The sequence below is a fragment of the Tabrizicola sp. genome (assembly GCF_030373185.1).
Lineage (GTDB): Bacteria > Pseudomonadota > Alphaproteobacteria > Rhodobacterales > Rhodobacteraceae > Tabrizicola.
Genome location: NZ_JAUCZH010000009.1, coordinates 22,086 through 46,846, shown reverse-complemented (window position 1 = coordinate 46,846; position 24,761 = coordinate 22,086). Strand labels below are relative to the sequence as shown.

Annotated in this window: 20 protein-coding genes; 3 read left to right on the top strand and 17 right to left on the bottom strand. The window is 64.4% G+C overall.

Annotation, left to right across the window (positions count from 1 at the left end; all coding sequences use genetic code 11):
- Positions 1–8: 8 nt before the first annotated feature.
- The 7 genes from galE to QUV21_RS16750 all read right to left on the bottom strand — a co-directional run bounded on the left by galE (position 9) and on the right by QUV21_RS16750 (position 10,576).
- Complete coding sequence (galE, locus tag QUV21_RS16780; protein ID WP_300856458.1) at positions 9–995, bottom strand: UDP-glucose 4-epimerase GalE; 987 nt, start codon at positions 993–995, stop codon at positions 9–11.
- A gap of 21 nt (positions 996–1,016) precedes the next feature.
- The gene (locus QUV21_RS16775; RefSeq protein WP_300856456.1) at positions 1,017–4,523 is read right to left on the bottom strand and encodes a hypothetical protein; all 3,507 of its coding nucleotides are present in this window, start codon (positions 4,521–4,523) and stop codon (positions 1,017–1,019) included.
- Positions 4,524–4,714: 191 nt separating this feature from the next.
- Positions 4,715–6,019 carry a UDP-glucose/GDP-mannose dehydrogenase family protein gene (locus tag QUV21_RS16770; protein ID WP_300856454.1) on the bottom strand — a complete coding sequence of 435 codons (1,305 nt, stop codon included), beginning with the start codon at positions 6,017–6,019 and terminating at the stop codon, positions 4,715–4,717.
- A gap of 223 nt (positions 6,020–6,242) precedes the next feature.
- Positions 6,243–8,561: a DUF2793 domain-containing protein gene (locus tag QUV21_RS16765; RefSeq protein WP_300856453.1), complete on the bottom strand. Its 2,319-nt coding sequence runs from the start codon at positions 8,559–8,561 to the stop codon at positions 6,243–6,245.
- Between the two features lie 99 nt (positions 8,562–8,660).
- Positions 8,661–9,554: a DMT family transporter gene (locus QUV21_RS16760; protein WP_300856452.1), complete on the bottom strand. Its 894-nt coding sequence runs from the start codon at positions 9,552–9,554 to the stop codon at positions 8,661–8,663.
- 22 nt (positions 9,555–9,576) lie between these two features.
- Positions 9,577–10,179 carry a LysE/ArgO family amino acid transporter gene (locus QUV21_RS16755; RefSeq protein WP_300856451.1) on the bottom strand — a complete coding sequence of 201 codons (603 nt, stop codon included), beginning with the start codon at positions 10,177–10,179 and terminating at the stop codon, positions 9,577–9,579.
- Positions 10,172–10,576 (bottom strand): ACT domain-containing protein, encoded by a 405-nt coding sequence (locus QUV21_RS16750; protein ID WP_300856449.1) that lies wholly within the window; start codon positions 10,574–10,576, stop codon positions 10,172–10,174. Before QUV21_RS16750 ends, QUV21_RS16755 begins: the two co-directional genes overlap by 8 nt.
- An 80-nt stretch (positions 10,577–10,656) precedes the next feature.
- Between QUV21_RS16750 and QUV21_RS16745 the strand changes: the two genes are divergently transcribed.
- A complete protein-coding gene (locus QUV21_RS16745; RefSeq protein ID WP_300856447.1) occupies positions 10,657–11,544 on the top strand; it encodes a LysR family transcriptional regulator ArgP in 888 nt (295 codons plus the stop codon).
- Positions 11,545–11,612: 68 nt separating this feature from the next.
- On the opposite strand, the gene QUV21_RS16740 is transcribed toward QUV21_RS16745, so the two are convergent.
- From QUV21_RS16740 to QUV21_RS16720, 5 genes are all read right to left on the bottom strand, one after another.
- Entirely contained in the window at positions 11,613–11,819 is a 207-nt protein-coding gene (locus tag QUV21_RS16740) for a cold-shock protein (RefSeq protein ID WP_300856480.1), read from the bottom strand.
- A 199-nt stretch (positions 11,820–12,018) separates the two neighbouring features.
- Positions 12,019–12,762 (bottom strand): YebC/PmpR family DNA-binding transcriptional regulator, encoded by a 744-nt coding sequence (locus QUV21_RS16735; RefSeq protein WP_300856445.1) that lies wholly within the window; start codon positions 12,760–12,762, stop codon positions 12,019–12,021.
- Positions 12,763–12,852: 90 nt separating this feature from the next.
- The gene (locus QUV21_RS16730) at positions 12,853–14,631 is read right to left on the bottom strand and encodes an SLC13 family permease (protein WP_300856444.1); all 1,779 of its coding nucleotides are present in this window, start codon (positions 14,629–14,631) and stop codon (positions 12,853–12,855) included.
- Positions 14,632–14,644: 13 nt separating this feature from the next.
- Positions 14,645–15,628, bottom strand: a complete 984-nt coding sequence (locus tag QUV21_RS16725) for a DMT family transporter (protein ID WP_300856443.1) — start codon at positions 15,626–15,628, stop codon at positions 14,645–14,647.
- Entirely contained in the window at positions 15,625–16,437 is an 813-nt protein-coding gene (locus QUV21_RS16720; protein WP_300856442.1) for a TIGR00282 family metallophosphoesterase, read from the bottom strand. Before QUV21_RS16720 ends, QUV21_RS16725 begins: the two co-directional genes overlap by 4 nt.
- Positions 16,438–16,773: 336 nt before the next feature.
- Between QUV21_RS16720 and QUV21_RS16715 the strand changes: the two genes are divergently transcribed.
- Both QUV21_RS16715 and pdeM read left to right on the top strand, forming a co-directional pair.
- The gene (locus tag QUV21_RS16715; protein WP_300856478.1) at positions 16,774–19,161 is read left to right on the top strand and encodes a ligase-associated DNA damage response DEXH box helicase; all 2,388 of its coding nucleotides are present in this window, start codon (positions 16,774–16,776) and stop codon (positions 19,159–19,161) included.
- Between the two features lie 146 nt (positions 19,162–19,307).
- The gene (gene pdeM, locus QUV21_RS16710) at positions 19,308–19,955 is read left to right on the top strand and encodes a ligase-associated DNA damage response endonuclease PdeM (RefSeq protein WP_300856441.1); all 648 of its coding nucleotides are present in this window, start codon (positions 19,308–19,310) and stop codon (positions 19,953–19,955) included.
- Between the two features lie 17 nt (positions 19,956–19,972).
- On the opposite strand, the gene folD is transcribed toward pdeM, so the two are convergent.
- The 5 genes from folD to QUV21_RS16685 all read right to left on the bottom strand — a co-directional run bounded on the left by folD (position 19,973) and on the right by QUV21_RS16685 (position 24,709).
- Complete coding sequence (gene folD / locus QUV21_RS16705) at positions 19,973–20,863, bottom strand: bifunctional methylenetetrahydrofolate dehydrogenase/methenyltetrahydrofolate cyclohydrolase FolD (protein ID WP_300856440.1); 891 nt, start codon at positions 20,861–20,863, stop codon at positions 19,973–19,975.
- 13 nt (positions 20,864–20,876) lie between these two features.
- The gene (locus tag QUV21_RS16700) at positions 20,877–21,755 is read right to left on the bottom strand and encodes a bifunctional 5,10-methylenetetrahydrofolate dehydrogenase/5,10-methenyltetrahydrofolate cyclohydrolase (RefSeq protein WP_300856439.1); all 879 of its coding nucleotides are present in this window, start codon (positions 21,753–21,755) and stop codon (positions 20,877–20,879) included.
- Between the two features lie 22 nt (positions 21,756–21,777).
- Positions 21,778–22,089: a chorismate mutase gene (locus QUV21_RS16695; protein WP_300856438.1), complete on the bottom strand. Its 312-nt coding sequence runs from the start codon at positions 22,087–22,089 to the stop codon at positions 21,778–21,780.
- Positions 22,090–22,181: 92 nt separating this feature from the next.
- Positions 22,182–23,858: a formate--tetrahydrofolate ligase gene (locus QUV21_RS16690; RefSeq protein WP_300856437.1), complete on the bottom strand. Its 1,677-nt coding sequence runs from the start codon at positions 23,856–23,858 to the stop codon at positions 22,182–22,184.
- Between the two features lie 242 nt (positions 23,859–24,100).
- Entirely contained in the window at positions 24,101–24,709 is a 609-nt protein-coding gene (locus QUV21_RS16685) for a sulfurase (RefSeq protein ID WP_300856436.1), read from the bottom strand.
- Between the last annotated feature and the right edge of the window lie 52 nt (positions 24,710–24,761).

Here is a 24,761-nt window from a genome sequence, read left to right as displayed (position 1 = left end):
ATATCGGGTCAGGCTGAAAATCCCGGCTTCTGCGCCCAGGCCCAGGCGTCACCGATCATCTGGCGAAGCGATGAATGTTGTGGCTCCCAGCCCAATTCCGCAACCGCCCGCGTTGACGATGACACCAGCGCCGCCGCGTCCCCCGGGCGTCTTTCACCCATCACCACCGGCACCTCCCGGTTGGTCACGGCCCGGCTGGCCTCGATCACCTCGCGCACCGAAAATCCCCGTCCGGTTCCCAGACAGAAGACCCCGTTGCCCCGCCCATCCAGAAGCCGTCGCAGCCCAAGGACATGCGCCCCCGCAAGATCAGCCACATGCACATAATCGCGCAGGCAGGTGCCATCCGGTGTCGGGTAATCGGTGCCGAACACGGTCAGCGCCGGCCGTTTGCCCGCCACCGCGTCCAGCATCAGCGGGATCAGATGGGTTTCCGGGCGATGCTGTTCGCCGATCTCGCCATCGGGGTCCGCACCGGCCACGTTGAAATAGCGGAAGATCACATGATTGATCCCGTGCGCCACACCGAAATCGCGCAGCATCTGTTCGATGGCCAACTTCGACCCGCCATAGGCGTTGATCGGACGCTGCGGGGTGTCTTCGGTCAATAGCACCCCGTCCTGATCGCCATAGGTCGCGCAAGTAGATGAAAAGACAAAGTTCTTCACCCCCGCGGCGCTGCACGACTCCAGCAGGTTCAGCGCACCCCCGACATTCACCCGCCAGTAAAGCGCGGGATCTTTCACCGATTCCCCAACAAGTGACAGGGCCGCAAAATGCATCACCGCAACGGGCCGGTGTTCGGCAAGTGCCGCATCGATGTCTGGCCGGTCCATCAGGTCGCCCCGCACCAACGGACCCCATTTGACCGCCTCGGCCCAGCCATTCGACAGATTGTCAAAGACGACCGGAAGATACCCGGCCCGTGCCAAGGCCTTGCAGGCATGAGCCCCGACATAGCCCGCACCACCCGTCACCAAGACCCGGTCTGCCATACTGCCTCCAGTCGCCTTTCCTCAAAGGAACGCGATATCGTCCACCAGCAGAGATGCGTCGAAAATTCCCCGGATGTCCAGCGTGTTCCCCTCACCCAGAGAGAGGACAACGCCTGCTGCCGTGACCATTGCCCCGGCCAGCAGGTCATTGAGCGATGGCGGTTCGCCCGGCCAAAGCGCCCGGTCCAGAAGGATGCGGTCCACCCCATCCTCGAAGTCAGAGATCACATCGCGCCCGGCCGAAAAAATGAACGTATCCGCCCCGGCCCCACCGACCAGCATGTCATCGCCGCTACCGCCCAGGAGGGTGTCGTTGTCAGCGCCGCCGTCCAGAAGGTCATTGGCCGATCCGCCGTCCAGATGGTCCGCCCCCGATCCGCCGAACAGCCAGTCAAGGCCGGTTCCTCCAAAAAGACGATCATCGCCCGACCCGCCATACATCCGGTCATGGCCCGAGCCGCCGTCCAGCAGATCGTTGCCCGTGTCCCCGTAAAGCGTGTCGGCACCGTTGCCGCCGACAAGAGTGTCGGCCCCGCCGCCACCGTCCAGCCAGTCATCGCCGTTCGCGCCAAGGATCAGGTTCGCCGCCGCATCGCCCCGCAGCGTGTCGGCATGGGCCGACCCCTCCAGATCCTCGATCCCGATATAGACGTCCCCCAGCGCGTCGCCCGTGTTCTGGCCTGCGTTGGCAAGGTCGGCCAGCACGCCCGCACCCGCATCGCGGTAAGACGCAAGATCGCGCCCCGCCCCCCCGTCCAGCCGGTCTGCCCCGGCCCCGCCGACCAGCGTGTCATTGCCATCGCCGCCCAGGAGGGTGTCGTTGTCAGCGCCGCCGTCCAGAAGGTCATTGGCCGATCCGCCGTCCAGATGGTCCGCCCCCGATCCGCCGAACAGCCAGTCAAGGCCGGTTCCTCCAAAAAGACGATCATCGCCCGACCCGCCATACATCCGGTCATGGCCCGAGCCGCCGTCCAGCAGATCGTTGCCCGTGTCCCCGTAAAGCGTGTCGGCACCGTTGCCGCCAAGAAGCGTGTCGGCCTCTGACCCGCCGTCCAGCCAGTCATCGCCGTCACCGCCAACCAGCGTATCGGCACCGCCGCCGCCCGACAGAAGGTCATTGCCCGCGCGCCCGTCCATCAGGTCATCGCCGGCAAGGCCATGGGCAATATCGCCAAGCGTGGTGCCGAAGAAACTGTCGGCATGCTGTGAAAGCTCGAACTCCTCGATGGAAAGGAAGGTGTCGCCGACCGCCTCGCCCGTCGACAGGCTCAGGTTTGTGCGATCAAGATAGATGCCGGCGCTACTGTCGCGGTAGCTTGCCCTGTCGATCCCGGAACCACCGTCCATCCGGTCCGCACCGGCCCCGCCAATCAAGGTGTCATTCCCGTTGCCACCGAACAGACTATCGTCACCGGCAGCCCCCTCGATGAAGTCGTTGCCGTCTGAACCATAAAGGACATTTGCCGCGCCATCGCCGACAAGCGTATCGGCATGCCGCGAGCCTTCAAATTCTTCGATGCTGAGAAATGTATCCCCTGCCGCTTCGCCGGTATTGCGCGCCGGGTTGCCAAGATCCAGCAGGATGCCCGAACTTGCCTGGAAATAGCTGATGCGATCCCGGCCCGCGCCACCATCCAGCAGATCGGCCCCGGTCCCCCCCCACAAAGTGTCATTTCCCGTGCCGCCGTAAAGCGAGTCATTCCCGGCACCACCGAAGAGCCTGTCGTTTCCAGCCGCGCCGTCGAACAGATTGTCGGCACCGTTGCCGGTAAAGCTGTCCGCGAATTGCGTCCCGATGGCCCCTTCGACCGACAGATAGGTCTGACCAGCGGCAAGACCGCTATTCTGGTGTGGTGCCTGAAGGTTCAGCCCGACGGCCCCGGTAGCATTGCTGAAGTCAAGCAGGTCAAATCCATCACCGCCGACAATGGTGTCGTTGCCCAGCGAGACCAGGAATATATCATCGCCGTCGGTGCCATTCAAAAGATCCGCCTGTATCGTACCTTCGATCCGCGGGCTGGCGTCGGCGGTCGGCGGGGCATGCCACAGGCCGATGAAATCGATCAGCCTGAATGCTGCGGGAAGGATCGGCAGGCCATTGGCCGACCGGATTTCCAGCACCTCGTCGCCGTAGACAATCAGAGCGCCGTTCGCAAACGCGGTGATGCTCAACGCGGAAAGCGCGTGGATCTGTCCCCAGGCGGACAGGTCGACCCGGTCGATGCCAAGCTGGAAATCCCCGATCACATCGGCCACGCCATCCGCAGCCATCACAAAGATATCGGCCCCGGCCCCGCCAAACAGCGTATCCGTCCCGGCCCCATCGGCCACGAGATCGGCACCGGCACCACCTTCGATCCGTTCGTCACCGTCGCCGCCGATGATCATGTCACCGGATGCAGAGCCGATGATCGTCTCCGGCCCGGCCCCGCCGTTCCGGATCGGTGCAAGCGGGCCGGGGTCGATCTGCAAGCGGGTGATGCCGCTGCCTTCGCCGGCAACGAACAGATCGATCCGGCCATCGACCACCCTTGCCGTCATCGCGGTGATGTTGTGCAGCGCAAGCCCGGGGGCCTGAAGCTGCTGTCCGACCATCACCAGCCGACCATCCGGCATAAGCGTCATCAGCGTGACGCCACCGTCAGCGCCCCCGACCATGACAAAGACCCGATCCCCGAGCATGGCCGTCGCTACCGCCTGGACGCCCTGAAACCGGGTGTCAAGCGTGTCGACCACATGATCGGCCACGCGCATCACTCCGCCCGAAGACATTTCCAGCACACTCAGCGACGACGATCCAGGCGAGGCGACCAGAAGATAGGTCAGCTCTCCCATCAAGACCACCTGCACGGCCGATGGATCGGCAATGCCCAACCCTTGCGGAGCGCCCAGCATCTGCGGATTGCCCAGCGCACCATCCGACCCGATCGGAAAGGAGCGCACCACATCGCCGGTCAGCGACAGGCTGACAAGGTAGCTTTCGCCAGCGACCGTGACCGGGGTCAGCGCCGCAAGATCGACACCGGGACCGGGGCCGTCAATCACCCGGGTGGCGACCAGCGTCATGCTGCCGTCGGGGGCTACCTGATAGGCGTGGATCGCGCTTTCCCCCATCCGCGCGGCATAGAAATAGGTCGCCCCGTCGGCCTGCACGACAGTCTGGGCGCAAAGCGTGCCGGCAAGGCTGCCGGACAGTTGCAGCGGACTTGCCAGCGCGCCACCGGGTTGCAGGCCATGCGCCTGAACCGCGCCCTGATTGGCCCCGGTGACCACCAGATGTTGCGCGCCGCCGATCTGCAACACCTCCAGCGCTGCCTTGGCCGGAAGGGTCATCCCCGGCGCGATCTGGGCCTGAGACACCAGCGACATCCCGGCATCAACGTCCAGCGCCAGAACACCGCCGCCGGCGCGCGTGGCGGTGTAAAGCAGGACATTGCCGCCCTGCACCACCAATTCCATGTCGCTGATACCAGAGACCATGTTCAACGGCGCAGCCGTGAACGTCTCCATCACCTGAAAGGTATACATCCCAAGCCCCACACAACCCATTTACCCAAGAGGCAGGGTGCCGGGATCAGGTTACCGACGGGTAATCAGCCTGAGGCGGAAAGACGACGTTTCCTGCGGATTTTTAGCAAAGCCGCAGGAAATTCCAAGACTCGACGCCACAAGCACCCGGCCCGGACCGGGCGCTGCGCAAGGGCGCAACCTGCCGCCCGCTACCGACCGATGCCGACATAGCGGGCAAAGCCCGCCTCCCGCACTTCGGCGGGGTCGTAGACATTCCGCAGATCGGCCATCTGCGGCACCGCCATCTTGCGCGCCAGCTTGGCCAGATCAAGACCGCGGAATTCGTTCCACTCGGTCATCATCGCCAGAAGATCCGCCCCCATAGCCGCCTGATAGGGGCTGTCGACCCACTTCACCCCCGGCAACAGCGCTTCCCCTTCGTGGCGGCCTTGTGGGTCGGTGACCCGCACCTTCGCCCCGGCGCCCAGCAGCGCCGGGATGATGGTCAGGGACGGAGCGTCCCGCATGTCATCGGTGTTGGGCTTGAAGGTCACGCCAAGGACGGCGATCGTCTTTTCGCGCAAGGTTCCGTCGCAAAGATCGACGATCTTGTCGATCATCCGGCGCTTGACCTCGTCATTGACCTTGATGACCGTCTCGACAATCTGCATCGGCACGGCATGATCCTGCCCGATCCGCGCCAAGGCCTTGGTATCCTTTGGAAAACAGCTGCCGCCGTAGCCCGGCCCGGCGTGCAGGAACTTGTCGCCGATCCGGCCGTCCATGCCCATGCCCTTTGCCACGGCCTTCACATCCGCCCCCACCCTTTCGCACAAGGCGGCGATTTCGTTGATGAAGGTGATCTTCGTGGCCAGAAACGCGTTTGCCGCGTATTTGATCATCTCGGCGCTTTCCAGCCCGGTGTAGACCATCGGAAATTCGCGCAACGAAAGGGGCCGGTACAGTTCCGCCATCAGCTTTCTTGCCTGCTCGGTCTCGACACCCACGACCACCCGGTCGGGATGCATGAAATCGTCGATCGCTGCGCCCTCGCGCAGGAATTCCGGGTTAGAGGCGACATCGAATGCCGCGTCCGGTTTGGTGGCCTTGATCACCTCGGCCACCTTGCGGTTGGTGCCGACCGGGACCGTGGATTTCGTCACCACCACCGCATAGCCGGTCAGCGCCTGCCCGATCTCTGCGGCAGCGGCCATCACATAGCTCAGGTCCGCATGCCCATCGCCCCGGCGCGTCGGGGTGCCAACGGCGATGAACACCGCTTCGGCCCCGTCCACCGCCTCGGCCAGATTGGTCGTGAACGACAATCGCCCCGCGGCGGTGTTCTTGGCCAAAAGCGCCTCAAGCCCCGGTTCGAAGATCGGCACTTCGCCGCGTCGCAACCGTTCGATCTTGGCTGCGTCCTTGTCGACACAGATCACATCGTGACCAAAATCAGAGAAACAGGTTCCCGAGACAAGACCGACATAGCCCGTCCCGATCATCGCAATCCGCATTACAAACCCTCAAACTCCACTCCAAGCCTCGTCTATGCACAGCGATCAAGGCTGTCAAATGGCGACAAGCGTTTGAAAAGTGGGCCGTGCGGCAAGATTTGCCGCCCGGCAACGTTTCACAATGCAAAGCCGCGCCGCGCGGCCGGTGGCACCTGCATGATCGGCCCAGGTCAGGGCCAGATCGCAGGCGGGCAACAGGTGCCTCCGACGGCACTGGCAGCCCTCAGTAATCCGTCTCGACGTAAAGCCCCATCACAGCCATTCCGATGACCGAAGACGTGCCGCCGACGCTCAGGCGAGACCAGGGCGCCAGAAGGTTCGTGGCATCGGGCAGATCGGTTGTGACCGTTCCGGTTGCGCTTGCGCCTGTTTCAAGGTTCCTGACCTCGTATTGCAGAATGCGCGCCGTTCCGGGTGGGGCAAAGAGGGCGATTTCAAACACATCCGTGGCGTCAACGGTCGGCTTGGGCATCCCCAGATCGATCTTGGTTGCAGTGCCGGAGCCATCGTTGTGCATGAACTGGACGTTGGTATCCCCCGCATCCCAGCCCATACCGCAGATGTTCAACGAAGCGGACGGTTCCGCATCGGTCGGCGCGCTGGTGGTGGCCGCCATACCGACGAAGGAACGGTGGGTCGCGGTTGCCGCCCCGGTCGCCATCCCCCAGCGCCAAACGAGATGCAACCCGCCAAGGCTGTCGACAGGCCCGTTGATCGTATATTGCCGCTGTGACGCCCGCAGACCGACAACAGCGGTGGACGAGGCGCTCGTCACCCGGTAGCTCAGCCGCCGCATATAGGTGAAAAGCCGCGTCGTCGCGACGCTCTCGGTTGTGGCCGTACCGGTTGTTGCCCCGGTGAAACCGAAGGTCTGGACGGTCGTGCTGTTGCCGACCGGCTGCCACATGCCAATCTTGTTGCGCCCGAAGAACGGCTGCACTGCCGTATCAAGACCGCTTGGCCCCATGAACGCAGGCATTGCCCGCCCGGCAAGGGACCGCCCGAACAGCTTGAGGCCATCCGCAGCCGGCGCGGCTGGCGCGCCGATAGTCGCAAGCCGAAGCTGTCCGCCCTCGATCTCTACGTCCGCCGCGCCTGCGAAGGCGCCGGCGTTGTTCCATTGCACTTCGCCCGACACACCGCCCGGCGCGCCCCCGCCACCACCCGGAGGCGCTGCAAACGTGCCATCTGCCCGCAGAAAGTTGGCCGTTCCCCCGCCCGAGGCCGGGACAAGGCCCTTTGCGCCGCTGCTGAAGATGTCCAGCAAGGCCGTGGCCTGCGTCGCACTCAGATCTTCCGGGTCACCTGTGCCTGCCGTGCTGCGGCCCTTGATCGTGGCGGTTGCCATGTCAGCGAGTTTGGCGTTCGTCACCGCGTCCGCGGCAATGGTCAGCGCGCCGCTGCCGGTCACATCGCCAGTATGGGTTGCGTTTGTCACCTTGGCAGCGTTGGCCGTGACCGCCGCAGTTGCCGCAACCGCCGCCGCAAGATCGCTGATCGTCGCGGCGAGTTGCGAGCCGCTGTGCGTCGCACGATCCCGCAAGGCGGCATCTGTCGCATTCGCCGTGGCCCCGTCTGCCACGTTCAACAAGCCTCGCGCATCTGCCGGGGTCATGACTTCGGGACTGCCTGTCCCTGAAGCGGTGCGGCCAAGAAAGCTGGCCGTCGCCATGCTGGTCAACTTGCCCAACCCCACAGCGCCGTCATCAATCGTCCAGACCGCGCCGCCGCCGGACACGGTGATATCGCCCTTGTCGCCGTCGCTGACACCGCCGCCACCACCTCCCAGCGGCAGGGTATTGCCCGCGCTGCGCACCTTCACCTCGCCGGTTGTGGTGTTCAGCCACAGCGTGCCATCGCCCGGGCTTGCGGGGTCCGCCGCCTGCCCGCCCAGATGCAGGGGCTGCGGCAATGTCACCTCGCCCGTCGCCGCCTCGGCGGTCAGGGCAGTGGCGAACCCTGACCCGTCAGCGCTGACCTTGACCGAGAAATCATCCGTCCCCGCGGCTCCCATCTCGGCCCGGCCGGAAAACCCGGTCTGGAACAGAAGACTGGCTGTGTCCCCCGTCGAGGCCTTGTTCAGTTTCAGCTGATGGCCGCCCCCCGCATGGTTCAAAAGTGTCGCCGGCGCGGCAACCGTCAGACGGTTCGTCGCATCCGCCGTAGCCGAAACCCCAAGCTGACTGACCGCAAGCGGCCCGTCCGACACGGCCTTCCACGCCAGCCCGTCAAAGGCCGCGGTCTGCCCCTCGGCCAGCACATGCGCCTGCCAGCCGGGCAGGGGTTGGGTGAACTGCCACCCCGTCTCGGAGAATAGTGCGATCTGGCCCGCCTGCCCTGCCCAGTCACCCGTCGGCGCAGGCCCCACGATATGCCGGTCCCCGACCGATGGCAGCGCCGGAGGTGCGGTCAGTGTCCGGTTGATCACCGCCAGCTGGACAATCAGGTCCAGCTGCACCAGTGCCTCGTTGTGGGTAACATGTTTCTGCGCCTGCGCCGGAAGGATCAGGGGCAGCGACAGGATCGTCGTATCATCGGGCATGAAAACCTCCGCAGGATCGCCTTGACCCGCGACCCTAGGCAGGGACCGTCAACACGACCTCACCGCAGCGGGCGCAGAAGGCAGCGCCCACGCAACACCCTACGGCACCGGCTGCGGCGGAATCCGCCCGCGTCGCGCCTCGGCCCAGGTGTTCAGGCTGACCGCGCCCACGATCAGCGCGCCCCCCAGCAGCACGAAGGCATCCACCCCCTCGCCAAAGACCAGCGCGCCCAAGAGGGCGGCCCAGATGATCTGCAAGAACGTCACCGGCTGCGTGACCGCCAAAGGTGCAGCACTGAACGCCCGCGTCATCGTGTAATGCCCCAAGGTCGCCAGCGCCGCAACCAGCGCCAGCCATGCCAGTTGCACCCCCGTCACCGGTTGCCAGACCCACCACGCAATCGGCGCCAACCCCGCCGCCACCGTCACCGACAGCACCGCCACGACCACCGCCGCCGGGGCCAGCCCGCTTAGCCGCTTGGCAAAGATATAGCTGACCGCAAAGCACAAGGTCGCCGCCAGTTGCGCCAGATGCCCCACCGACACCTCACGCAGGCCCGGCCGCAGCACGATCAGCGCGCCCGCCAAGGCGACCAGCACGCTGATCACCCGCCCGCGCCCCAGCCCCTCGCCCAACAGAAGACCCGCAATCACCAGCACCACGACCGGGTTCAGAAACCCGATCGCCGCCATTTCCGCCACCGGCACCCGCGCCATGGCGTAGAACCAGAAGATCACCGCCGCCACATGCAAGGCCCCGCGCCAGCCGAACAGCCACAATACCGGCACCGGAAAGCGCGTCGCCCGCGCCTGCCATATCGCCGGGGCCAGGAACGAAAGCCCAAAGACAAAGCGGATGAAAGCCGATTGCGCCGCCGGAAGGTCGGTTCCAAGATGCCGGACAATGCCATTGACCCCGACAAAGGCAACCGTGGTGGCCAGCATCCACAAGACCCCTTCGACGGGGCGGCCCAGATCGCTTGGCACATGCATGGGGCGCACTGAAACCGAAGCCTCAGCCAAAGGCAAGCGCCGCCGCAATCGCCCACATCGTAGAGCCTACCCCAACCTCCAGCCAGACCCAGGCCACGGGCTTCGCAAAGACCGGCGCAAGCAGCCGCGCACCAAAGCCCAGCGCGCTGAAAAAGCTCAACGACCCGCAGGCCGCAGCGATTCCGAACGCCAGCTGATGCGGGGTATACTGCGCCGAGATCGAGCCGATCAGCACCACCGTATCCAGATAGACATGCGGATTGGCCCAGGTCAGCACCAGACAGGTCGCCACCACCTTGCCCAGCGGTGCCGCCGGCGCTTGCGACGGCAACAGCGCCTCGCCGCCCTTCAGCGCCGCGCGAAAGCACGCTGCGCCATAGACCAGAAGGAACGCCACACCGGTCCAGCGCATCGCCTCGCCGATCCATGGCACGGCCCGTGACAGCGCGCCAAACCCCGCCACCCCGGCACCGATCAGCATCGCGTCCGACAGCGCGCAGACGGCGACCACCGCCGCCACATGTTCCCGTCGCAACCCCTGCCGAAGCACAAAGGCATTCTGCGCCCCGATCGCAAGGATCAGGCTGATGGCCACGACATAACCCTGAAGCGCCGCCTCAAGCACGCGACAACGCCCGCAGGGCGGCCAGCGCTTCGTGGCGCCGGTCCCATTGCACGAAGATATGGTCGTGATGGAACCCCGCGATCACATTGGCGCTGATCCCGAACTCTGCCAGAGCCGTGGCAAGGGTCGCCGCCAAGCCAACGGCCGCAAGGTCACTGTGAATGGTCAGACTGATCCGCGCCCATGGGTCCGATGCCAACCCCTCGGCCTGCATCTCTGCCAACCCGGCCACCACGGTCAGCCCCTCGTCCTCGGCGACCGTGGCGAAGGGCCGAAGGACCAGCGCCCCGCCGGTCCAGACCGCAAAGCCATAGGGTGCCTCGGAAAGGACCGGCTCCATCCCCCGCAACAAGACCGCGATATCCCGCTCACCCATGTTCCTGCCCACCCTTGTCATTTCACCGTTTCCGGCTTGACCTATCCGCAGCGCGCTGCATCAATCAAATTAATATTTCTGAAGTAAAGTTAGCATCTCTCATGCTCGACCCCGCCCAACTCGCCGCTCTCGCCGCCGTCCACCGGCGCGGTTCCTTCGACTTTGCGGCGGCGGCGCTGGGGGTGACGCCCTCCGCCATCTCGCAACGCATCAAGGCTCTGGAAGAGGCGACCGGAACGCTGCTGGTCCGCCGTGGCCAGCCCTGCACCGCCACCGAAACCGGGCTTCGCCTGATCCGCCATCATGACGAGGTCGCGCTGCTTGAAAGAACCCTCGTGGCCGACCTGCCCGGGCTCTCCACCGGTCCGGCCACCCTGCGCATCGCCGTCAACGCCGACAGCCTTGCCACATGGGTGATCCCGGCCCTCGCCGCGACCGAAGGGCTGCTGTTCGACCTCGTGATCGATGAAGAAGACGTAAGCCAGGAATGGCTGAAGCGTGGCGAAGTGGTTGCTGCCATCACCTCCCACGCCGGGCCGCTTCAGGGGTGTGATACGCTGCCCCTCGGCAGCCTGCGCTTTCGCGCCACCGCGTCACCGACCTTCGCGCGGCGCTGGTTCCCCGACGGCCCGACCGCAAAGGCACTTGCTCAGGCGCCGGCGATCACCTTCTCGGACAAGGACCGCCTGCAGGAAAAGTGGATCATTCGCCATATCGGCACCGGCGCCCGCCGGGTGGCATTCTCCAGCCACCGCATGGCTTCGACGCAGGCCTTCCTCGATGCCAGCCTGCACGGCCTTGGCTGGACCATGAACCCCGAGATACTGGCGGCACCCCACCTCAACCAAGGCACTCTGGTCGAGCTTGCGCCGGATACCCCGCTGGACGTGGCGCTGCATTGGCAGTTCACCCGCCTTGCCGCGCCGGCCCTTGCACCGCTTACCCAGGCCATCCGCAGCGTCGCGGGCCGGATGCTGGTCCCCGCCTGACACGAAAAAGCAAACGGGGGCGGCTTGCGCCACCCCCGTTCAAGATCAGATCCCGAAGGACCGGTATCTTATGCGAGCGCGAGGTTCACAGCCGATTCACGGCCGTTGCGGTCTTGCTCGACGTCATAGGTCACAGCTTGCCCATCGGGAAGCGAACGGATGCCAGCGCGTTCCAGCGCGGTCACATGGACGAACACGTCCTTGGAACCACCAGCCGGAGCGATGAAACCGAAACCCTTGGTTGCGTTGAACCACTTCACGGTGCCATTGGCCATCGTGATATCTCCTGTCATTGTGCCACCCACAACATGCGATGGCCCGGCTCAAGTGTCGTCACGTTCGAAGAGCTGCGGGCCGAATGGCAGACAGAAGACCGAAAGAGAAGAAGCTTTGCCCCTGCTATATGCGCCATTTGGCGTCAGATTGCAAGGGTCTTGCCAGAAGATATCCTTGAGTGGCGGCAGGATGGAGCAATCACTCCAGTTGCGCGGCCACTTCCTCGGGGATGTCGAAGTTGTGCGTCACGGTCTGCACATCGTCATCTTCTTCCAGCAGATCGATCAGCCGCATCAACTTTTGTGCCGTGTCCAGATCAACCTCGGTCCGGGTCTGCGGCTTCCAGACCAGCTTGGATTCCGTTGATTCGCCCAAGGCCTTTTCCAGCGCGTCCGAAACCTCCGACAGCGCCTCGACCTGGCAATAGATCCAATGGCCGTCCTCGTCGGATTCCACGTCATCCGCCCCGGCCTCAAGGGCCGCCATCATCACGTCATCGGCCGAACCGGCCGAGGCGGGATAGCTGATCTCGCCCACCCGATCAAAGCTGTGCGCGACAGATCCGGTGGTGCCAAGGTTCCCGCCGCTCTTTGAGAAATACGACCGCACGTTTGACGCCGTGCGATTCACGTTGTCGGTCATCGCCTCTACGATGATCGCGATGCCGTTGACCCCGTAACCCTCATAGCGGATCTCGGTGTAATCGGCCCCGTCGCCCATCTGGGATTTCTTGATCGCCCGATCGATCACGTCCTTCGGCATCGACACGGCTTTCGCGGCCTTCACCGCCAGCCGCAGACGCGGGTTCATGTCCGGGTCCGGCATCCCCATCTTCGCGGCAACGGTGATTTCCTTCGCCAGCTTGGAAAACATCTTGGAGCGCAGCTTGTCCTGCTTGCCCTTGCGGTGCTGGATGTTCGCCCATTTCGAATGGCCTGCCATGAGCCCTGTCTCCGGTCATTTGTCGGTGCTGGCGTCCTCTACACCAGCGCCCGGCGCGACCGCAAGCCCGGTGCCGCAGGCCGATATGGCTCAGAACGGAAAGAACAGCGGGATCAGCGCCGACATCGCAAACATCATCACCACGTTCAACGGCAACCCGATCCGGATGAAATCGGTGAACCGATACCCCCCCGGCCCATAGACCAGCGTGTTCGTCTGATACCCGATCGGTGTCGCAAACGAAGCCGAGGCGGCGAACATCACCGCCACCACGAAGGGGCGCGGATCAACACCCATCTGGTTCGCCAGCCCGATGACCACGGGCGTCAGGATCACGGCAACCGCGTTGTTGGATACGATCTCGGTCAGGGTGGAGGTCAACCCGTAGATCACAAAGATCAGCAGGAACGGCGGCAAACCCGCCAGTCCCGGCGCTGCCGCGCCAACGATCATATCGACCGCGCCGGAATGTTCCAACCCGGCACCCACCGCAAGCATCGCAAAGATCATCGCCAGCAAGCGGCCGTCGACATAGCCAAAGGCCTCCTCGGCATCGATGCAGCGCGTGAGCAGCACCACCGCCACGCCCAGCAGCGCCAGCACCAGAATCGGCGCCACATCCAGTGCCGCCAGCCCAACCACCGCCGCCAGCACAGCCATCACAATCGGCGCATGCCGCCGCCGATAGGGCCGCTCGGACGGGGCCGAGATGTCCACCATCTCCATCTCTGCCGCCAGCCTCTGGATATCGCCCGGCGCGCCCTCCAGAAGCAGCGTATCGCCGACCTGCACCACCAGATCATCCAGCTGCCGGCCGATGTTCTGGTTCTTGCGATGCACGGCCAGCGGATAGACCCCATAACGCCGCCGCAGACGCATCGACCCCAGCGACCGGCCGACCATATGGCACCCCGGCGTGATCAGAACCTCCACCGTCGTGGTCTGCACCGAACTCAGCTTGTCGATCAGCCGCAATTCCTTTTCGCCTTGAAGCGCCAGTACCTCGGCCATCGGCGTGCGCAGAACCACCCGGTCGCCCGCCTCCAGCACCACGTCCTGCAAGCCCCGCCGCAGGCTGAGGTCACCGCGCAGGACGTCGATCACCCGGAGGCTTTCGCGCTTGAACAGCGCAACCTGATCCAGCCGCTGCCCGATCAGCCCGCTGTCCTCGGGGATGGCAACATCCGTAAAGAACTTCATCCGCGCGCGGTCGGTCAGCATCGCGGCCATGCTGTCGCGGTCGGGCAAGAGCCGCCGGGTGAACAGCGCCAGATAGACCATGCCCACGGCCGCACAGGCCAGACCCAAGGGCGTGATCTCGAAAATTCCAAACGGCTCCAGCCCCCGGTCGCGCGCCACCCCGTCAACCACCAGGTTGGTCGAGGTGCCGATCAGGGTCAGAGTCCCGCCCATGATCGAAAGATAGCTCAGCGGGATCAACAGCTTGGACGGAGAAACCTGCATCGCCTTCGCCAATCGCATGAAGACCGGGATTCCCACCACCACCAATGGCGTGTTGTTCATGAAGGCTGACATGCCGACAACCCCCGCCGAAATTCCGCCCAGCGCCCGCTTGGGCGCCGTCTCGACAAAGCGGATCGCCTGATGCGACAGCCAGTCCAGCGCCCCGGTCCGCACCAGCGCGCCGACGATGATGAACATCGCCGCAATCGTCCACGGCCCGGCGTTCGACAAGGCGCGCAAAACCTCACCCTGCGGCAGGATGCCCAGCACCACCATCGCCGCCGCCGCCCCGATCGAGGTCACCTCGACCGGATAGGTCTCGCGCACGAACAGCGCGAACATGACCACAAGGATCGCCAAAGCCACGAAAGGCTGCGTCTCCACAGGGATCGCAAGTCCGAACATCCACCCTCCGCCGTCAGACCAAGGCTTCCGCCCTGGCGCGTGGTTGCACCAATGCCACGCCGGTCAGCATGATCACAAGCGCGGCCCAGACCACGGGCGAAAATCGCTCGCCCAAAAGAAGCATAGCCCAGAAAACGCCCGACGCCGTCACCAGATAAGCGGTTTGCGAGGCGAAGACCGAACCCGCCTTGGATGCCAGCCAGACATAGCTGGCATAGACCAGCGCATGCACGACCGACGAGGCAGCCAAGGCCCATTCCGCCCGCGCCATCGGAAACGGGTCCACCCATTGCCCACTGCCCCAGGCAAGCGGCGCGGCCAGAACCATGCCCACCACCGACACACCGAACATCGCCTGCACCGCATCCATCCCGGCCGTGCCGCCCCGCGCCACGAAATTCGCCTCTATGGCATAAAAGAGCGGCCCCACCATCGCCACCATCAACCAGCCGATACTGACCGCACCGCCGCCCCCCGGCGACGCGATCAACGCCACGCCCGTCAGCCCCAGCGCCAGCCCCGCCAGCCGCCCGGCCGAGAACCGGTCCAGCCCCAAGGCCAGCGCCATCGGAAAAGCCAGAAACGGCACGGTCGAGATCAGGATCGACATGATCCCCGCCGGCAAATGCACGACCGACGCATAAAAGGTCGCGTTCGGGATGATCGTGCCGATCACCGCCACCACCACATAGAACGTCAGCGCCGGGCGTGTCAGCACCAGCCCCCTGCCTCGAAAGCCCGACACCGCCCCCAGCACCACCGCACCGACCAGCAACTGCCAGAAGATCAATCCGAACGGCTGATGCCCCGTCGCCGTCGCCATCTTGCCAAGGCTCTGCGTCGATCCCCAGGCAAGCCCCAGCAGGATCAGGACCAGCACAAGGAACCACCGGCTGTCGACAAAGGCGCTCTCTCTCTCGCGCGACAGGGCGGACGAAACAGGATCGGCCGCCGGGTTGGAAGGGGCCACAAGGCCACCTGCTCGGTGATCGCTCAAGGCAGCGCCTCTTCCAGCCGACCACCCACCCGTACCATCCGCACGCGCAAGGCAAGCCCGGTCTTGTCGTCCGTTTCCACGAACACGCCCGACAGGGTCGCGGCACCAGCCGCAGGCTCGAACCGCGACTTCGCCATCCCGGTGATGAAGCGGCGCAATGGCTCCAGCTTTTCCATCCCGATCACGCTGTCATAATCGCCGCACATGCCCGCGTCCGTCAGGTAGCCTGTGCCTTTCGCAAGGATCATCGCATCCCCGGTCGGCACATGCGTATGCGTGCCAACCACCAAAGACGCCATCCCGTCGCACCAATGCCCGGTCGCCATCTTCTCGCTGGTGGCCTCGGCATGGATATCGACAATCGCGGCCTGCACCACAGCGCCCAGCCGGTGCGTCTTCAAGACCGACTCCAGCGCGGAAAACGGGTCATCGAAAGGCCGCTTCATGAACACCTGCCCCAAGGCCTGCGTCACCAGAACCTTGCGGCCATGCGTCGCCTCGAACACCCGAAACCCCTTGCCCGGCGCAACCTTGGAAAAGTTCAGGGGCCGGATGATCCGCGGTTCCTGCTCGATGAAGCTCAGCATGTCCTTCTGGTCAAAGGCATGGTCGCCCAGCGTCAGACAATCCGCCCCAGCCGCCAAAAGCGCCTTGGCATGGTCGCCGGTGATCCCCGCACCCTGACTGGCATTCTCGCCATTCACGACCACGAAATCGAGGCCCCATTGCGCCCGCAATCCGGGCAGCCGCTCGGTCACCGCCGTCCGGCCAGATCGGCCCATCACATCGCCAAGGAAAAGCATTCTCATGGCCCCCGATTAGGCCTGTGGCCGTGGCCGGGCAAGGGGAATGACGCGCCCTTGCCGAAAAAGCGCGGCAGTTCCAGCAACACGACCCGGCCCGGAACAACCGCCCAGAAAAAAGACCGCGCGCCGGAAATCCTTCGCGCGCCCAGGTTCCGCAGGCCGCACCCCCCGATTCGGGCCGCAATGGCTGACGCCCGCTTGGTCTTTCGCGCGTGGAGACGGAAGCAAGATCAGGGCAAGACCCGGAGAAGACGCAGATTTTCCAACCAGATCAACGCATTGACACCAAGAGCGCTGCACCCGGTTTCCCAACTGTCCCCGCCGCATTATCTCTGCCGCATGACAACGCTCCCCGCAGCCCTTTCCGACTGGTTCGCCGCAAATGGCTGGACACTGCACCCCCATCAACAGGACATGCTGGCCCGGGCCAATGACCCCGCGACCCTCCTCATCGCGCCGACCGGTGGCGGCAAGACCCTAGCCGGTTTCCTGCCCACCTTGGCCGAACTGGGCGCCGCCCCACCCTCCGGCCTTCACACCCTCTATGTCTCGCCACTCAAGGCCCTCACCGCCGATATCCGCCGCAACCTTGGTCGGCCGATCGAGGGCGCGGGCCTCAAGATCCGGGTCGAGGATCGCACTGGCGACACCTCCTACACTCAGCGCCGCCGCCAGCGCGCCGACCCGCCACATATCCTGCTGACCACGCCCGAAAGCCTCGCACTTCTTCTCAGCTACGAAGATGCCCCCCGGATTTTTGCAGGATTGCAGCGGGTTATCGTTGACGAAATCCACGCTCTCGCGGAATCCAAACGCGGCGACCAGCTCACCTTGCAACTCGCCCGCCTGCAATCTCTGAACCCCAGCCTCCGCCGCATCGGCCTTTCCGCCACGGTCGAAAATCCGCCCGCCCTCGCCCGCTTCCTCTCCCCGGACACCACGATCCTGCAAGCAGACCCCGGCCCCGACCCCGACATCTCCATGCTGGAAACAGACGCCCCCCCGCCGTGGAGCGGCGGCGGCGGCCGCTACGCCATCCCCGCGATCCTGAACGAGATCACCCGCCACAAGACCACCCTCATCTTCCACAACACGCGCGCGCAGGCGGAACTCTTTTTCCACGACCTCTGGCTACAGAACACCCAAGACCTGCCGATCGGTATCCACCATGGCAGCCTAAGCCGTGAACAACGCGAACGCGTCGAACAGGCGATGACCGCAGGGGCGCTCAGGGCCGTCGTCTGCACTGGCTCCCTCGACCTCGGAATCGACTGGGGCGATGTCGATCTGGTCATTCAGGTCGGCGCACCGAAAAACGTGAAACGCCTCGTGCAAAGGATCGGCCGTGCCAACCACCGCTACAACGCCCCATCCAAGGCCCTTCTCGTCCCCGCCAACCGGTTTGAGGTTGTCGAATGCCAAGCGGCTTTGGATGCCGTCTGCGCCCACACGCTTGACGGCGAACCCCGCGGCCCCGGCCCGCGCGACGTCCTCTGCCAGCACATCCTCGCCACCGCCTGCGCCGGGCCGTTCGATGCCGACCAACTCTACGCGGAAATCATCACCGCTGGCCCCTATGCCCTTCTGACCAAACCGGAATTCGACGCCTGCCTCGATTTCGTCGCCACCGGCGGCTACGCGCTGAAGGCCTATGACCGCTGGCAAAGATTGAAGTCAACGAATGGTAAATGGCACCTGAGGGATTCCCGCAGCGCCGCCCTGATCCGCCAGAACCTCGGCACGATCATCGACATCGAGACCCTGAAAGTGCGCCTGCGCAACCACGGCACCCCGCTGGGAGAGGTCGAGGAATCCTTCGCCGCCACCCTCACCCCCGGCGACACCTTCCTGATCGGCGGCCAGATCGTCCGCTACGAGGGCTTGCGCGAAATGACCGTCGAGGTGTCCAGAACCCCCGGCCGCGACCCCAAGGTCGCCGTCTTCAACGGCACCAAATTCGCCACCTCCACCCTTCTCGCCGACCGCATCCTTGAAATCTTCCAAGCCGATAGCTGGCCCGACCTGCCCGCCCACACCGCACAATGGCTGGCCCTGCAACGCAAGGTCTCCCGCCTCCCGGAGCCTCACTCCCTCCTTCTGGAATCCTTCCCGCACGATGGCCGCGAACACCTCGTCGTCTACGGCTTTGCCGGCCGCAACGCCCAGCAAACCCTCGGCCTCCTTCTGACCAAACAGATGGAATCCCAAGGCCTTGCCCCCTTGGGATTCGTCGCCACCGACTACGCCACCCTGATCTGGGGCCTCGACCCGGTCACCGATCCCGCCCCCCTCTTTGACCCCGATACCCTGCGCCAGGGGCTGGAGATCTGGCTCTCCGGCAACGCCGTGATGAAGCGCACCTTCCGCGCCACCGCCATCATCGCGGGCCTGATCGAGCGGTCGCATCAGGGCCGCCGCAAGACCGGCCGCCAGGCGACCTTCTCCTCCGACATTCTCTACGACACGCTCCGAAAATACGACCCCGACCACCTCCTCCTCCAGATCACCCGCGAAGAGGCCCTCCGCGGCCTGATCGACTTCTCCCGCATCGAAGCCCTGCTCGCCCGCGTCAAAAACCGGATTGACCTGAAACGCCTCTCCCGCGTCACTCCCCTCGCGGCCCCCCTTTTCTTTGAACCCGGCCGCATCCCCGTCCATGGGACCGGCCGCGACCGCCTCGCCTCCGCCGAGGCCCAGACCCTGATGGAAGCCGCCGGCCTCGCCTGAGCATTTGCTCTTTTCAGAAATACTCCCGCCGGAGGCATCCACAAGCCGGTTGGCGCTTGCGCCAGAGGCGAGAATTCAACTTGTGCGAAGCACTCAATTTCGATCCCGCCCCTTGCCCCGAACCCGCCGCCGGGGCATGCATCCCCATGCATCACGCGTTTTTCTTCCACGGCGAAACCTTGCATCTGCGTCCCTCCGGCGCCCTCTTCTGGCCCGCGCGAAACCTTCTTGCCGTCTCCGACCTGCACCTTGGCAAGTCCGAGCGTCTCGCCCGCCGCGGCGGCACCCTTCTGCCGCCCTACGAGACGCAAGCGACCTTGGAAAAGCTCGACCGTGAACTGGAGATGACGGATGCATCAGCCGTCATTTGCCTTGGTGACAGCTTTGACGATTCCGAAGCTGCCAATGGGCTTGATGAAGATTGCCGCCTCTGGTTGACCCGTCTTATCGCCGGGCGCGACTGGACATGGATAACCGGCAACCACGATCCTGGCCCGATCGAGATCGGCGGCACGCACCGGGCCGAACTGCGGCTGGCCCCCTTCACATTCCGCCACATCGCAGATCCCAACGAAATGGCCGAGATCTCAGGCCATTACCACCCGAAAGCCCGGCTTGCGGGCCAGTCAAGACCCAGCTTTCTCGTCGATGCCGCCCGGCTGATCCTGCCAGCCTTTGGGGTCTATACCGGGGGTCTGCGCAGCGACGATCCCGCGCTTGTCACCCTCATGGCAAAGGACGCGCTGGCCGTTCTGACCGGCTCGCGCGCCCTTGCGATCCCCATGCCAAGGTAGGGTGCGCCAAAGCGCTCCTACGCCGTCAGCCCTTCCGGTTCCGCCAGCCCATTGGCCCGACAGCAGGCGGTCAGCGTATTGGCCAGAAGGCAGGCAATCGTCATCGGCCCCACACCGCCCGGCACCGGCGTGATCGCTCCCGCCACTTCGGCGGCGCTGGCATAATGCACGTCACCAACCAGCTTGGCCTTGCCGTCACGTTCGATCCGGTTGATGCCGACGTCAATCACCGTGGCGCCGGGCTTCACCATGTCACCGGTAATCATCTCGGGCCGCCCGACAGCCGCCACCAGAATATCGGCACGGCGGCAAACTTCGGTCAGGTCTTTCGTTCGGCTGTGCGCAATCGTCACCGTGCAGCTGTCGCCCAGCAAAAGCTGTGCCATCGGCTTGCCGACAATATTCGACCGCCCGACCACCACCGCGTTCAGCCCGGCCAGCGACCCGTGATGATCCCGCAGCATCATCAGACAGCCCAGGGGCGTGCAAGGCACCATGCTCTTTTGCCCGGTCCCCAGAAGCCCGACGTTCGAGATGTGAAATCCGTCCACGTCCTTCGCCGGATCAATGCGGTTGATCACCAATTCGGCGTTCAGATGCGCTGGCAGCGGCAACTGCACCAGAATTCCATGCACTTTCGGGTCAGCGTTCAACCGGTCGATCAGCGCCAGCAGTTCCGCCTCGCCCGTGGCCGCATCCAGCCGATGTTCGAAAGATGCCATTCCAACCTCGATGGTCGAGGCGTGCTTGTTCCTGACATAGACCTGCGACGCCGGGTCTTCCCCGACCAGAACCACGGCCAGACCGGGCTGGATGCCGTTTTCCTCTTTCAGCCGCGTCACATGCCCCGCGACCTGCGCCCGGACATTCGCCGCAAAGGCCTTGCCGTCGATCACCGATGCCGTCATCCCGTTTCCTCCCCTAGACCGCTGCCGCAAAGGCGCTGCGGTAATGTTCCATCTGCATTCGCGTGGCCAGCACGGCGTTCTTCATCAAGATCGCCACCGTCACCGGACCGACACCCCCCGGAACCGGTGTAATCCAGCCCGCAACCTCGGCACAGCTGTCGAAATCAGCGTCGCCCACCGTCTTTCCGTCTACCCGGTTGATCCCGATATCAATCAGCGCCGCCCCCGGCTTCAGCATCTCGCCCCTCACCAGACCGGGCTTGCCCACCGCCACGAACACCGCATCCGCCGCGCGGCTATGCACCGCGACCTGCCGCGTCATGTGGTGGCAGACAGTCACCGTGGCCCCCAGCCCCATCATCAGAAAGGCAATCGGCTTGCCGACAATCTCGGAATGGCCGATCACACAGACATCCAGCCCCTCCATCTTCAACGGCAGAGTCTTCAGGATCTCCACCGCAGCAACGGCGGTGCAGGGGCCAAGCGTCAGATCGTTGTAAACGATATTGCCGATGGAAGACGGATGCATCCCTTCCACATCCTTCATCGGATGCACGGCCTTTTGCAGCGCCTTCACCGGGATATGCGCCGGCAGAGGGCGCTGGATGATGATCCCGTTCACCCGAGGGTCCGCATTCAGACCGGCAAGCACGCCCTGCAACTGTTCAAGCGAGATCGTCTCGGGGTAGTTGCGCGCCTCGAAGGCCACGCCCGCCGCTTCGGCCTGACGCTGCTGATTGCGGACGTAAAGTTCCGCCGCCGCCACATCACCGACCGAGATTGACACAAGTTTCGGCGTCCATCCCGCCTCGGCCAAGGCTTCGGCCTCGGCCTGCGTGGCGCTGCGCATTCTGGCCGCGATGGCCTTTCCGTCAATCAAGGTCGCGGTCATTTGCCTAGAAAGTCCCTTGTTTTCAGCTCTTTCGCAAACTGTCCGGTCCGAGCTTGCTTTCCTCGCGCGCGATGGACCAGTCAATCAACCGCCGCCACAGCTTTTCCACCAGATCAGGCGGCAACCCATGGGTTGCGGCATGGCGGCGAACGTTCTGCACCACTTCCTCCACCCGCCCGTTGATCCTTGCGGGCAGATCCACCTCCGCCTTGATCTCGGCCGCGCGGTCGATATAGCCCGCCCGCTCGGCAAAGAGGCGGACCAGGTCTTCGTCCAGCCGATCAATCTCGGCCCGGATCTGGGCCATGGTCGTGCAATCTGCGGGCTTTGGCATCGGTGTATTCCCCGTTTCAGGCTGCCCCCCAGATAAGGGGACAGCCCGCAAAGGGCAATGCGCCCGACTGTCTCGTCCCCGACTGTCTCGTCTTAGAACAAGCCTTCGACCTGGCCCTGATCGTTCAGCCGGATCACCTCGGCGGACGGCACCTTCGGCAGACCGGGCATCGTCATGATCTCACCGCAGATCGCGACGATGAAACCTGCCCCGGCCGACAAGCGCACTTCACGCACCGGCACGGTATGGCCGGTCGGCGCGCCACGCACCGTGGGATCGGTGGTGAAGGAATACTGGGTCTTCGCCACGCAGATCGGCAGATGCCCGTAACCCGCGGCTTCCCATGTCTTCAGCTGATCGCGGATCGCCTTGTCGGCAATCACGTCATCGGCATGGTAGATGCGCTTGGCGATGGTCTGGAGCTTCTGGAACAGCGGCATCTCGTCGGGGTAAAGCGGGGCAAAGTTCGCCGCGCCAGATTCCGCCATCTGCACGACCTTGTGGGCAAGTTCCTCGATGCCCGCGCTGCCATTGGCCCAATGCTTGCACAGGATCGCTTCGGCCCCCTGTTCGGCGACATAGGCCTTGACGGCTGCGACCTCGGCATCGGTATCGCTGTAGAAGTGGTTGATCGCCACGACAACCGGCACCCCGAAGGATTTCACGTTCGAGATGTGGCGGCCAAGGTTCGGGCAACCCTTCTTGACGGCATCCACATTCTCGGCACCCAGATCGGCCTTGGCCACGCCGCCGTTCATCTTCATCGCCCGCACCGTGGCGACGATGACCGCTGCCGAGGGCTTCAACCCCGCCTTCCGGCACTTGATGTCGAAGAACTTCTCGGCACCAAGGTCAGCCCCGAAGCCCGCTTCGGTGACGACATACTCGCCCAGCTTCAGCGCGGTCTTGGTGGCGATGACCGAATTGCAGCCATGCGCGATGTTGGCAAACGGGCCACCATGCACGAAGGCCGGGTTGTTCTCCAGCGTCTGCACAAGGTTCGGCTGCATTGCGTCCTTCAGAAGAACGGTCATCGCGCCATCGGCCTTGACGTCGCGGGCATAGATCGCCTTCTTCTCGCGGGTATAGGCCACAACGATGTCGCCAAGCCGCTTTTGCAGGTCTTCCAGATCGTTCGACAGGCACAGGATCGCCATGACTTCCGAGGCCACCGTGATGTCAAACCCGGTCTGGCGCGGAAAGCCGTTGGCAACACCACCAAGGTTCACCACGATATCGCGCAGCGCGCGGTCGTTCATGTCCATCACCCGGCGCCAGACGATGCGGCGCTCGTCGATCGCCAGTTCGTTGCCCCAGTAGATGTGGTTGTCGATCATCGCCGACAAAAGGTTGTGGGCGGATGTGATCGCGTGGAAGTCGCCGGTGAAGTGAAGGTTCATCTCCTCCATCGGCACGACCTGCGCCATCCCGCCGCCCGCAGCCCCGCCCTTCATCCCGAAGTTCGGGCCAAGGCTCGCTTCGCGGATACAGACCACGGCCTTCTTGCCGATCCGGTTCAGACCGTCGCCCAGACCCACGGTCGTCGTGGTCTTGCCTTCGCCAGCAGGCGTCGGGTTGATCGCGGTCACCAGCACCAGCTTGCCATCGGGACGTCCCGCCAGCGATTTGATGAACTCCTGGCCGACCTTGGCCTTGTCATGGCCGTAAGGCAGCAGATGCTCCGAAGGGATGCCCAGCTTGGCCCCGATCTCCATGATCGGCTGCTTCTTCGCCTCGCGCGCAATTTCGATGTCGGTCTTGAAGGCCATGTGCGTCTCCCATCCAGCGGATATTCCGTTTGCGACGTGATACCGGGCTATTCCGGGTTGACGAGGCCGGTTTCCGACCTAAACGCCGCGAAATTCGCCAGCACAGGTTTCCGATCGGAAATATCGCGCACGCAACGCGACGGCCCGCGCAATTTGATTCAAATTGCCCCTGCTCTTTTGAGAAATACTCCGCGGGAGGTTCGGAGGGTGTGAAACCCTCCGGGGCAGACAACAGACCCGGCTCAGCCCGGCTTGCGCGCCGCGTCCAGATGCGCCCAGACGCGCTGGTCGGGGATATGCAGCGTCAGCACATCCCCCAGCCGCAAGACACCCTCGCGTTCTACCCAGGCTGTCACGCCGCGCTTTCCCGTTGCCGCGCGCAAGAACCCCTTGCCCTGCCCGGGCAGCACCTTGTCGATGGTCACCGCAGGCTCCTGACAGGGGCGGTTTTCCATGTCGATCACCAAGGTCACACCGTCCGGCCCCTGCAACCGGCTGGAGGGCGGCAAATGGGTGAAATCGGGTATGCCCTCCACCACCAGCGACGCGCCGACCCATGCGTAATCCATCACCGCCAGCCCCATCGCGGCGGCGACTTCGGCCATTTCCTCGGCGCTGACGATCGCCAACTGCCGGACGTTGCGGATCTCGGTCCCGCGCTTGTGCTGCTTCAGCACCCGGCTACAGGATGGCCGCGTCAGCCCGGCGTGGCTTTCGCCTGCAAAGCCGGCAAAGCTCAGCGGCATTTCCGGCACCGGCAGCGACCGGATGATCAGCTTCTCCACCGGTTCAGGTTGCGCGCCCAGCCAGATGACACGGGCGCTATGGGTGGTCGGGATCAGGGCGGGCATCGGAACCTCGTGGAAAAGTCTGCCAGAGCGGATTTTGCATGACGGGTGGCGG

Bases quoted from the DNA above. Each gene is read 5' to 3' on its own strand.
- galE (WP_300856458.1), bottom strand. From the start codon at position 995: ATGGCAGACCGGGTCTTGGTGACGGGTGGTGCGGGCTATGTCGGGGCT.
- QUV21_RS16775 (WP_300856456.1), bottom strand. From the start codon at position 4,523: ATGTATACCTTTCAGGTGATGGAGACGTTCACGGCTGCGCCGTTGAAC.
- QUV21_RS16770 (WP_300856454.1), bottom strand. From the start codon at position 6,019: ATGCGGATTGCGATGATCGGGACGGGCTATGTCGGTCTTGTCTCGGGA.
- QUV21_RS16765 (WP_300856453.1), bottom strand. From the start codon at position 8,561: ATGCCCGATGATACGACGATCCTGTCGCTGCCCCTGATCCTTCCGGCG.
- QUV21_RS16760 (WP_300856452.1), bottom strand. From the start codon at position 9,554: ATGCATGTGCCAAGCGATCTGGGCCGCCCCGTCGAAGGGGTCTTGTGG.
- QUV21_RS16750 (WP_300856449.1), bottom strand. From the start codon at position 10,576: ATGACAAGGGTGGGCAGGAACATGGGTGAGCGGGATATCGCGGTCTTG.
- QUV21_RS16745 (WP_300856447.1), top strand. From the start codon at position 10,657: ATGCTCGACCCCGCCCAACTCGCCGCTCTCGCCGCCGTCCACCGGCGC.
- QUV21_RS16740 (WP_300856480.1), bottom strand. From the start codon at position 11,819: ATGGCCAATGGCACCGTGAAGTGGTTCAACGCAACCAAGGGTTTCGGT.
- QUV21_RS16735 (WP_300856445.1), bottom strand. From the start codon at position 12,762: ATGGCAGGCCATTCGAAATGGGCGAACATCCAGCACCGCAAGGGCAAG.
- QUV21_RS16730 (WP_300856444.1), bottom strand. From the start codon at position 14,631: ATGTTCGGACTTGCGATCCCTGTGGAGACGCAGCCTTTCGTGGCTTTG.
- QUV21_RS16720 (WP_300856442.1), bottom strand. From the start codon at position 16,437: ATGAGAATGCTTTTCCTTGGCGATGTGATGGGCCGATCTGGCCGGACG.
- QUV21_RS16715 (WP_300856478.1), top strand. From the start codon at position 16,774: ATGACAACGCTCCCCGCAGCCCTTTCCGACTGGTTCGCCGCAAATGGC.
- pdeM (WP_300856441.1), top strand. From the start codon at position 19,308: ATGCATCACGCGTTTTTCTTCCACGGCGAAACCTTGCATCTGCGTCCC.
- folD (WP_300856440.1), bottom strand. From the start codon at position 20,863: ATGACGGCATCGGTGATCGACGGCAAGGCCTTTGCGGCGAATGTCCGG.
- QUV21_RS16700 (WP_300856439.1), bottom strand. From the start codon at position 21,755: ATGACCGCGACCTTGATTGACGGAAAGGCCATCGCGGCCAGAATGCGC.
- QUV21_RS16695 (WP_300856438.1), bottom strand. From the start codon at position 22,089: ATGCCAAAGCCCGCAGATTGCACGACCATGGCCCAGATCCGGGCCGAG.
- QUV21_RS16690 (WP_300856437.1), bottom strand. From the start codon at position 23,858: ATGGCCTTCAAGACCGACATCGAAATTGCGCGCGAGGCGAAGAAGCAG.
- QUV21_RS16685 (WP_300856436.1), bottom strand. From the start codon at position 24,709: ATGCCCGCCCTGATCCCGACCACCCATAGCGCCCGTGTCATCTGGCTG.